General features: G+C 71.4%; 11 protein-coding genes. 3 read left to right on the forward strand and 8 right to left on the reverse strand.

The features are described from left to right. Positions 1 to 1,052, reverse strand: a 1,052-nt coding sequence (locus tag AB0C69_RS31290) for a carotenoid oxygenase family protein (RefSeq protein ID WP_360358623.1), incomplete at its 3' end; no start/stop codon positions are given. A gap of 37 nt (positions 1,053 to 1,089) precedes the next feature. Beyond that, positions 1,090 to 1,707, reverse strand: coding sequence for a hypothetical protein (locus tag AB0C69_RS31295; RefSeq protein ID WP_360358624.1), 618 nt, complete (start codon positions 1,705 to 1,707; stop codon positions 1,090 to 1,092). 96 nt (positions 1,708 to 1,803) lie between these two features. On the opposite strand from AB0C69_RS31295, the gene AB0C69_RS31300 reads away from it, so the two are divergent. Then, a complete protein-coding gene (locus AB0C69_RS31300) occupies positions 1,804 to 2,364 on the forward strand; it encodes a PadR family transcriptional regulator (protein WP_360358625.1) in 561 nt (186 codons plus the stop codon). A gap of 24 nt (positions 2,365 to 2,388) precedes the next feature. Here AB0C69_RS31300 and AB0C69_RS31305 read toward each other — a convergent pair whose 3' ends face one another. Then, entirely contained in the window at positions 2,389 to 3,210 is an 822-nt protein-coding gene (locus AB0C69_RS31305; RefSeq protein ID WP_360358626.1) for an NAD(P)H-binding protein, read from the reverse strand. Between the two features lie 82 nt (positions 3,211 to 3,292). Here AB0C69_RS31305 and AB0C69_RS31310 point away from each other — a divergent pair, with 82 nt between their 5' ends. Continuing rightward, complete coding sequence (locus tag AB0C69_RS31310) at positions 3,293 to 3,916, forward strand: TetR family transcriptional regulator (protein ID WP_345182563.1); 624 nt, start codon at positions 3,293 to 3,295, stop codon at positions 3,914 to 3,916. Here the strand turns inward: AB0C69_RS31310 and AB0C69_RS31315 are convergent. From AB0C69_RS31315 to AB0C69_RS31335, 5 genes are all read right to left on the reverse strand, one after another. After that, positions 3,913 to 4,734, reverse strand: a complete 822-nt coding sequence (locus tag AB0C69_RS31315; RefSeq protein ID WP_345182561.1) for a site-2 protease family protein — start codon at positions 4,732 to 4,734, stop codon at positions 3,913 to 3,915. The genes AB0C69_RS31310 and AB0C69_RS31315 overlap by 4 nt on opposite strands. A gap of 52 nt (positions 4,735 to 4,786) precedes the next feature. Next, positions 4,787 to 5,374 carry a TetR/AcrR family transcriptional regulator gene (locus tag AB0C69_RS31320; RefSeq protein ID WP_345182558.1) on the reverse strand — a complete coding sequence of 196 codons (588 nt, stop codon included), beginning with the start codon at positions 5,372 to 5,374 and terminating at the stop codon, positions 4,787 to 4,789. Positions 5,375 to 5,405: 31 nt separating this feature from the next. Beyond that, a complete protein-coding gene (locus AB0C69_RS31325; protein ID WP_345182556.1) occupies positions 5,406 to 5,813 on the reverse strand; it encodes a DUF3224 domain-containing protein in 408 nt (135 codons plus the stop codon). Positions 5,814 to 5,994: 181 nt separating this feature from the next. Further along, positions 5,995 to 6,231: a tectonin domain-containing protein gene (locus AB0C69_RS31330; RefSeq protein ID WP_360358627.1), complete on the reverse strand. Its 237-nt coding sequence runs from the start codon at positions 6,229 to 6,231 to the stop codon at positions 5,995 to 5,997. Positions 6,232 to 7,111: 880 nt separating this feature from the next. Beyond that, entirely contained in the window at positions 7,112 to 7,552 is a 441-nt protein-coding gene (locus AB0C69_RS31335; RefSeq protein WP_360358628.1) for a nuclear transport factor 2 family protein, read from the reverse strand. 166 nt (positions 7,553 to 7,718) lie between these two features. On the opposite strand from AB0C69_RS31335, the gene AB0C69_RS31340 reads away from it, so the two are divergent. Beyond that, complete coding sequence (locus AB0C69_RS31340) at positions 7,719 to 9,482, forward strand: serine/threonine-protein kinase (protein ID WP_360358629.1); 1,764 nt, start codon at positions 7,719 to 7,721, stop codon at positions 9,480 to 9,482. Positions 9,483 to 9,525: the final 43 nt, after the last annotated feature.

Genomic DNA, 9,525 nt, shown 5'->3' on the forward strand with positions numbered 1-9,525 from the left:
GCAGCACGCCGAGCGCGCCCACCGCGCAGAACGCGGCGCCCGCAGTCGTCGAGCGGCTCCTCGCTGGCGCGGCGGGTCGCGGGGTCGAGGACCCAGCGGTGCAGGTGCGCCTTCTGCGAGCGCGCCGCGCCGGTGGCGGGGTCGACGGTCCCGCCGATGTCCTCCCAGAGGGCGGCGAAGTTCTCGGGCCGGTAGCGCGCCCCGTCCACCACGATCCGTCCAGCGGCGTCCTCGTGGGCGTTGCCGACGTGGAAGACGTAGCAGGGGTCGATGTCGTACCAGGTGACCTCGGCCGTGCCGTCCCGGCGCATCACGCCGAGCCGGGCGCCGTAGGCGTCGTCCCAGACGTACGGCATGCCGGTCGACCCGGACATCGCCAGGTCGACGTCGAACACCACCGGCAGGTCGAGCCAGACGACGTGGTTCTCGGTGATCGCGAAGTCGTGCATCATCGTCGGGCCCGCCACCTCGACCTCGCGGCTCTCGGCGAGCGTCCCGTCCGGCGTCAGCCGGTGGTAGGTGAGGTGGGGCGCGAACGCCCCGTACCCGAAGAACAGCAGGTCGCCGGTGACCGGATCCTCCTTCGGGTGCGCGGTCATGGCGGTGGTGAGCCGCCCGCCGAAGTCGCAGGCGCCGACGGTCTCCAGTTCGGGCGTCACCTCGTAGGGGAACCCGGCCTCCACCAGCGCCCAGATCCGGCCCGCGTACGGGACGACGTGGGTGTTGGCCTGCACCGAGCGGCGGTCGAAGGTGAGGTCGTCGCGGACGAACGGCGTCCCGTTCAGGTAGGCGTCGGTCCGCACCCACCGGTTGCGGTACCACTCGGCGCGGCCGTCCCGCAGCCGGATGCCGTGGATCATCCCGTGGCCGGTGAACCAGTGCCCGCTCGGCTCGCCGGGCTTGGGGTTCGGCCCGTTGCGCAGGTAGCGGCCGGTCAGTTCGGGGGGCAGCGCGCCGGTGACCTCCAGGCCGCGGGCGTCGGTCTCGTCGGGGACGGGGGCCAGGTGACCGTCCAGCCAGGTGGTGGGGCGCTCGGTGATGTTCTCGCCCATCTCGGTGCTCCTTTCCGGGCCGCTCCTCGGCGAGGGGTCAGCGGGAGGACGGCTCGGGCTGCGACGTGGCGGGCGCCTCCGCCCACGGTAGCCCGAGCCGGTCGAGGTGGCGCCTGCGCGCGAACCCGGGGTACCGCGCGGTGAAGACGGCGGGGACCGTGAAACCGGCGACCTTCACGGCGACCAGCAGCGCCGTCGCGTCCGGTGTCCAGTGCTGGACGCAGCCGAGGGCGGCCGCCAGCACGGTGAAACTCGCCGCCCACACGGAGGTGAGCACGCGGTTGACGCTCCGGAACACGTCCGTCGCGGCGATCTCGGCGGTGACCTGGCGGCGCGCGACGCCCGCGGTGAAGGGGCGTCCGAGCAGCAGCGTCGCCCAGGCGGTGAGCGCCAGCCACCCGATCGCCAGGGAGGCGCCGTAGTCCAGCGCCGGCGAGCCGGGGACGGCGAACGCGAGCGCGGTGAGCGCGGCCATGAACGCCGAGGTCGAGATCTCCAGGATCAGCGAGTCGGCGCGGCGGCCCCGGCGCAGGTCCTGGCCGAACAGGGCCAGCGCGGCGACGAGCCCGGCGGCGGCCCCGGCGCGGTCGTCGAAGCCGCTGACGACCGCGAGCAGGATCCAGGGGAGGAAGGTACGGGCGTAGTACTTCGACATGGCCGGGGGCTCCTGGCTTCACATTCCAACTTTGACATGTCGAAGATAGACATTCCAGTTTCGACATGTCAACTGTGAAGGGTTAGGGTGCGGGGCATGAGTTTGCGACATGCGGTGCTCGGGCTCATCGCCGAGATGGACGGCGCCAGCGGCTACGACCTGCTGAAGATGTTCGAGATCTCGCTGGGGAACGTCTGGCCGGCCCGGCAGAGCCAGCTCTACGGCGAGCTGGGCAAGCTCGCCGACGCCGGGCTGATCGAGGTCGCCGAGGAGGGGCCCCGCGGCCGCCGGGCGTACCGGATCACCGATTCCGGGCGCGCGGAGCTGCGCCACTGGCTGGTGGACGTCCCCTCGAAGGGGAGCCGCAAGGACGAGTCGCTGCTGCGCGTCTTCTTCCTCGGCATGGTCGAGCCGGAGGAGGCCCAGCGCTACATGCGCGGGCACGCGGCGGGGCTCGGGGAGTACCTCGACGAGCTGACCGCCCTGGAGAAGGACGTCGACTGGGGTGAGGACGACCTGTCCGTCTACGGGCGGCTGGTCATCGAGTACGGCAAGCGGTTCGCCGCGATGCGCCGCGACTGGTTCGAGTGGGCTTCGCGCGAGATCGAGTCGCTCGGCGAGCGCGGCGCCGGGCGCGGGCGGGGCCCCGAGCACTGAGGCTCGCGGCCCCGCGGGACGCGGTCAGCGGAAGTCGTGGGCGTGGTCGGCGGCCCACTCCTTGAACGTCCGGCCGGGACGGCCGGTGATCCGCTCGACCTCGCCGGACGGCTCCATCGGACGGTCGACGGCGCGGGCGCGCAGGCGGAGCAGGACGTCCACCAGGCCCTCGCGCATGTAGGGGCGGCCGAGCATCTCCTCCCGCGCCAGCTCGGGGGAGATCTCCTCGAACCGCGCCGGGCGGCCGGCGGCCTCCCCGATCAGCCCGACCATCTCCGGATGCGAGAGCAGCTCGGGACCGCTCAGCACCGGCCTGGCGCCGACCAGGGCATCGGTGAGCAGGGCCTTCGCCGCGACGGCCGCGATGTCGCGCTCGTGGATCGGCGTGCTGCGCGCCGCCGCGTACGGCTCGCGGACGGGCTCGCCCGCGGCGATCGCCTCCCGCCACGCGAGCGCGTTGGAGGCGAACTCGCCGGGACGCAGGAACGTCCACTCCATCCCGGTCTCCTCGATCGCCCGCTCGATCGCGAGGTGGTGCACCGCCAGCTGGTTGGACGGGTCGTCGTCCAGCGCGGCGGCCGACGAGAGCATCACCGCGCGCCGGACGCCGTGGTCGACCGCGCGGGCCAGCACGTCGCCGAGGCCGTTCCAGAACACGGCCGGGTTGAGGAAGAGCGACGTGACGCCGTCCAGCGGCATCTCGTCGGTGCGGGCGACCTGCGCCTCGCTGGGCAGGTCGGCGGTGGCGGGGTCCCGGGACAGGGCGCGGACGGCGGCGCCCGCGGTGAGCAGTTCGCCGACGAGATGGCGTCCGACGTTGCCGGTCGCTCCGGTTACGAGAATCATGCGGCCAGCTTCAACCAGATGGATGAAGTTGTCAAACAGTCGGATGGTTGAACTTCTCAGCAGCCCGGCTACCATGGGGAACGTGACGGAACCGACGAAGCGGCCGGCGACGAGGCGGGCGCGCCGCGCCCCCGCCCCCGAGGAGCGCGCGCTCGACGCCGAACGCTCGCGGCGTTTGCTGCTGGACGCCGCGCTGGAGGAGTTCTCCGCCAAGGGCTACGCCGGCGCCCGCGTCCAGGACATCGCCGACCGCGCCGGCGTCAACAAGCAGCTGATCAACTACTACTTCGGCGGCAAGGACGGCCTGTACTGCGCGCTCCACCACCGCTGGCTGGAGCGCGAGGCCGAGTTCAACGACCCCGCCGCCCCGTTCGACGAGATCGTCGTCCGGTACCTGCGGCACGTCCTGGACGACCCCCGCGGCACGCGGCTGAACGCCTGGCGCGCCCTCACCGAGGACCTGGACGACATCCCGCCCGGCCCCCGCGAGGACCTGTCCGACATCGAACGCCGCCAGGCCGCCGGGGAACTGCCCGCCGACCTGGACCCGGCCGCGATCATGTTCGCCGTGATGGCGCTGGTGTCGGCGCCGGTCACCAAGCCGCTCGCCGTCCGCCACGTCTTCGGGATGGACCCCGAGTCACCCGAGTTCCAGGAGCACTACACCGAGCAGCTCCGCCGCATCGTCCGCCGGCTGACGGGCTAGCTCTTCCACCACTGGAACAGGTAGTGCCCGAGCTCGATCGGGAAGTGGTCGACCGAGCCGTTGACGCGGAACGGGAACTCGCCGAGGCCGATCGCGTCGGTGAGGTAGTAGATGACGTTGAAGAAGCCCTGGTTGATCGGGCCCAGCCACAGCAGCGCGATCAGGACGAGGAACGCGTAGCCGCCGTAGGCGTTCGCCTGGTCGGCCAGGCGGCGCGGCAGGTACGGCTCGACGATCCCGAAGCCGTCCAGCCCCGGGATCGGGAGCAGGTTCAGGATCGTGGCGGTGACCTGAAGGAACGCCAGGAACGCCAGCCCCGACCAGAACAGCGCGTGGTCGGCGTCGGCGAAGTTCTTGAAGATCACCGCGAGCATGATGGCGAACAGCGCGTTCGACAGCGGCCCCGCCGCCGAGATCAGGCTGTGCCGCAGCCGGCCCTGGATCACGTGCCGGTCGATCCACACCGCGCCGCCCGGCAGGCCGATGCCGCCGAGCACGATGAACACGACGGGGATGAGGAAGCTCAGCGTCACGTCGGAGTACTTCAGCGGGTTCAGCGTGAGGTAGCCCTTGTCGGCGACGCTGCGGTCGCCCGAGCGGAACGCCATGTACGCGTGCCCGAACTCGTGCAGGGACAGCGACAGCACCCACGCCGCGATCACGAACCCGAACACCGCGATCCGGCCGGGCCTGTCCAGGATCGTCCCGTAGCGCCAGGCGATCAGGCCGCACAGGATCGTCGCCCCCACGACCGCGAGGAACACCGGGCTCGGCCGGACCGCCGCGCCTCCCCGGCTCTCGCGCGCAGTGCCATTCATCGTTCCCGGCCCCTCTCGCCGCGCCGTCTCCGCGGCGTCCCGTCCCAGGTCGTCATGCCGGCGCCGCGATGACCGGCACGACGTAGGTGCGCAGGAAGCGGCGCAGCCCGTCGGCGTCCCGGTCCCGGTCCATCACGATCAGCGAGGTGATGATGCGGAAGAGGAACTCGACCGTGCCCTCCACCTCGATGTCGGCGCGCAGCGTCCGCTGGCGCTGCGCCTGCTCGAAATGGGGCCGCACGTACTCGCAGCACAGAGCGAGCACGTGCTCGGCCGCCCCCGCCACCGCCGCCTGCATGTGCCCCGCCGCCTCCGGGACGAGGAAGTGCGCGATCGCCGGCTCCTCGCGGACGTAGTTCAGCGCGTCCAGCGTCCCCTCGACGATCGCCTCGGAGACCGACCGCTCCCGGCGCAGCCGCTCGGCGAGCCGGTCGAGGAACCGCCGCAGGTCGCGCACCACCACGGCGAGGATCAGCTCGTCCCGCCCGCCGGTGACGCTGCGGTACACGGTCGCCCGCGACAGCTTCGCGGCGGCGGCGATGTCCTCGACCGTGGTCTTGGCCACGCCGAAACGGCCGAAGCACACTTCGGCCGCGTCGATGATGCGCTCGCGCGTGGCGTCGCCGGTGACCGGGGGCATGACCCGAACATTACCGGCCGCCGGTCGGCGCTCAGTCCAGCGTGTACTCCAGCGCCCAGGTGTGCCCGCCGTCCTCGGTGACGGAGATCTGGCCGACGCCGCGGATCCCGGCGAGCTCCCCCGTCCCCGAGGTGGGGACGATCAGCCACCGCAGCCACTGGGTGTCGGCCGTGCCGTCCTCGCTGCCCGCGCTGTGCTGGAGGACGAACGTCCCCTCCCGGCCGTGCAGGATCCCCTGGACGTGCTCGATCCCGACATAGGCGACCGGCCCCGCCGGCGACTCCACCGTGATCAGCTCGGTGGAGCTCGTCCCCACGAGGTCGCCGTGGAAGGTCTTGCCCACGTGGACCCGGGTCATCCGGTTGCCGCCCTGCTCGTCATAGGGCTTGTCGGCGTCCCACGCCTCGATGTCGAAGCTGCCGCTGGCTTGAAACGTCATGCCCGCAATGATGCCCGCCCCATCGGACACCGGGGGAGCCCCACGCTCACCTCAAGCCCGTGGCCGGGCGGCCGTCCGGCCGCCCTCCTGAACGCCATCGCCCACGCCGTCTGCCGGTTCCTCGCCGAAGCCGGGCTGACCGTGCCGGCGAGCGTCGTGGACGATGGCTTCGGGAGGCGGATCAGCCGGGCAGGTCGCCGGTGTAGCGGTAGATGGCGCCGGCGGAGTTGACGCCCCACACGGTGCCGTCGGCGCCCGCCCCGATGTCGGACAGAGAGCCGTCGATGCCGATCCAGGGGTTGGCGTCGTAGTTGGTGTATCGGTAGATCTGGCCGGAGGCGTTGACGCCCCACACGTTCGTGCGGGAGCCGACGGCGATGCGCTTCAGGCTGCCGGGGATGTTCGTCCACACTGCCATGGGAACCAGCCCTTCATCACCGATGGCGAACTTTTCGCTACGGAGGGTCGTGCTTCGGTAACATCCCATGCGTAAACGAGTGTTTACAAGGAGTCATTTTCTGTCACTTGGGCGCGTAAAGTCTCACCGACCCCCTATCTGCCCGTAGCCGCTACTGAACCCGCCCTCCAGGGCGGCACCTGACGACAGGGGGAGACGGCCTCACTGATCGAATTCCTCAAGCACCCGGATCGCCCCCGCCACACCCCGCGGATCGACCCCGGCGAGCGCACCGACCAGCCCCTTCCGAGACGACGCCGAGATGGGGACATCGCTTGCGTAGCGCTGTGGGTGATCGCCTTCACCTGGGTGCGGTGCTCGGCCGCGGCCAAGTCGAAGAACTGGTGGTAGAGGCGACGGGCGAGGCCGTTGCCGCGAAGACGGGGTGCGACGCCAACGAAGTGACCGGCTGGCCCGACCAGTCGTCCACCACGCCGGCGATGCGGTCGTAGTCATCCGGATTGGCTGGTCGTATGTGCAGGCCCTGGTTCACGGCGATGAATCGTCCCGGCAACGCCGCCCGCTGTCCAGCATCCGTGAAGGACCATGTCGGAAGGACCGGCCCCAGCGGGTGGCTGGGGCCGGTCGGTGTTCACCTGTCACACGTGCCCGGCTGTCAGGCCGGGAGCGTGGGCAGGTACAGGGGCCGCTTGCGGGCGTTAATTGCCGCAGGTTTCGGGCTGTGAAAGCCGGTTCGGTGTTTCGTTTCCAGGTTGTTTGAATAATGCGTTGGACCGCACTGTCGAAGTGCCGACAGCGGCGCAGGCCGAGCCCCTGACCTGTGAGCCCAGGTCGGAGGCCCGGCCTGCCGCACGCGTCGGGCGTTGCCGTCAGGGTGCCGTCAGGGCTGGAGGTCCACCACTCCCTTGCCGGTCGCCACGTCCAAGGGGACGGAGACCTGGTCGTGGGCGATCAGCCATTCGTCGTCGACCTTTCGGAAGCCGAAGGTCGCCCGGACCCACATGCCGCTCGTCGCCGTTCCGTTCTTCAGCGTGCCGCTGAGCCGACCGAAGCAGTGCCCGAAGGCCACGTCCCCGCCCACGGTGAGTGCCAGGTCGCGGACCTCGTAATCCACCTCCTCGAAGAACGTGAACACGTTCGTCCAGTTCTTCAGCTTCGCGGCGATCCCGACGTGCTGGAGCGGCGGTTCGACGTCGAAGGACACGACGTCCTCCGCGTAGAGCCGCTCCAGGGCCTTCAGGTCCCTGGCGCGGATCCCCTCGGCGATGCCGTCGACCAGCTGCCGGATCTTGGTCTCGTCGGTCTCGTGCCGTGCGGTCATACCCGTCCACCCCTTGGAATCTCGGTCTCTCACCCATATGACGGAGCAGCCCCCGGAAATGTGATGCCGGGGTCTACCTCGTCCACGACCCCGGCAGAGCGGTCCGAACATCCTCGCGGGCGGTCGCGTCACATGATCAACATGGCCGGGGCGGCGAGGAGAGCATGTGGGCGAGTGGAAGATCTCCGGTTTTCGCGAGGTGCGCGAACTCGGGGCGGGGGCGCAGGGACGCGTCGTTCTGGCGCGGCACGAGCAGACCGGGTTCCCGGTCGCGGTGAAGTACGTCGTCGTCGGGCCGGACGCGGCCCCGTTGGAGGCGTTGCGGCGCGAGGCCGAGATGCTGGCCCGGGTGGAGAGCCCGCACGTGGCCCGGCTCTACCAGCTGGTGGAGGGCGAGCACGGCGCCGCCCTCGTGATGGAGGCGGTCGACGGGGTCTCGCTCAAGGTGGTCCTCGCCGAGCACGGGCGGCTGGATCCGCAGGCGGCGCTCACCGTCCTGAAGGGGTCGCTGCTCGGCCTGGCGGCGGCGCACGCGGTGGGCGTCGTCCACCGGGACTACAAGCCCGCCAACGTGGTGGTGCCCGAGGACGGGCGCAGCAAGCTCATCGACTTCGGCATCGCGTCGGCCGCCGGTTCGGCGTCGCGGTCGGGCACTCCGTCGTACATGGCGCCTGAGCAGTGGCAGGCGGGCGAGGCTGGCCCGTCCGCCGACGTGTACGCGGCGACCTGCGTCTTCTACGAGTGCGTCATGGGCCGGCGTCCGTTCGCCGCGGACAGCGTCGTGGGGCTGCGCGGGCAGCACCTCACCGCCCCCGTCCCGCTGGAGGACTTCCCCGTCCCGCTGCGCCCGCTGGTCGCCCGGGGGCTGGCGAAGAACCCGGCGGAGCGGCACGCCGGGGCCATGGAGTTCGTCGCCGAGCTGGAAGGCGTCGCTCGCGCGGCTTACGGGGACGACTGGGAGGGCCGCGGCGTCCGCACGCTGGCCGCGGCGGCGGCGGGGCTGTCCATGCTGTTCCCGCTCGCCGCCGCGGGGATCTCGGCGCCGGCGGGCACCGCCGCCGCGGGCGCCGCCGCCGGGACCGCGGGCGCGGGAGGCGCCGGAACGGCCGGGACCGTCGCCGCGGGCGCCGGGAACACCGCGGCGGGCTTCCTCGCCAAGGCGAGCGTGGTCAAGGCCGCGCTGGTCGTCGCGGGGGCGACCGCGGCGGGCACCGTCGGTGTGGTCACCTACGAGACGACGCGCCCGGAGGCGGCGGAGGCGCCCGCGGTCACTCTCGCCGCCCTGAACCGGACGTACGCCGACGGGGTTCTGGAGGTCAAGGGCGGCCAGTACGCCCAGGTCAAGGGGATGAAGAACGCGTCGGTCCAGGCCGCGGCCAACAGGGCGCTGCGCGTCCCTCTCGACCAGGCCGTCACGTTCTACAAGGAGTGGGGCAGGACGGCCGCCGCGCGCGCCGCCTGCGGCGGCCGGCCCAACCTGCTGAGCACGACCGTCGTCAAGGGGCTGACCGGCCCGGACCTCGTGTCGGTGCGGTACGTTCCGAAGTTCCAGCGCAGGTGCGGCGAGGGGCCCGGACACTTTCCGGGGTTCGTCGTCACCGTCGACCTGCGCACCGGCCGCGCGCTGACGGCCGACGACGTCTTCAAGCCCGCCTCGTTCGGCGCGGCCGGCATGAAACGGCTGTGGGACGGGCTTCCGGAGGGAGACGACAAGCTGCAGTTGATGCGCGGCAACTCCGGATCGGGCGGTTTCTTCAACCCCTTCCACCGCTCGTCGTTCTTCCCGAGTGCCCGGCAGCCCGAGTCGCCGCCGTGGGCGCAGCCGTTCTTCGGAAAGAACCAGTTCGATCTCATCTACGCGGGGTTGGACGACGGCCCGGCGACCTCGGCGTTCGGTCTGGGCCTTCCTGGCCTGCTGGTGCACGCATGAGGTCGCTTGACACACACCCGTGACTTCAGTGCGAGGTTCAGGC

This window comes from Actinomadura sp. NPDC048032, assembly GCF_040653175.1.
Taxonomy (GTDB): domain Bacteria; phylum Actinomycetota; class Actinomycetes; order Streptosporangiales; family Streptosporangiaceae; genus Spirillospora; species Spirillospora verrucosospora.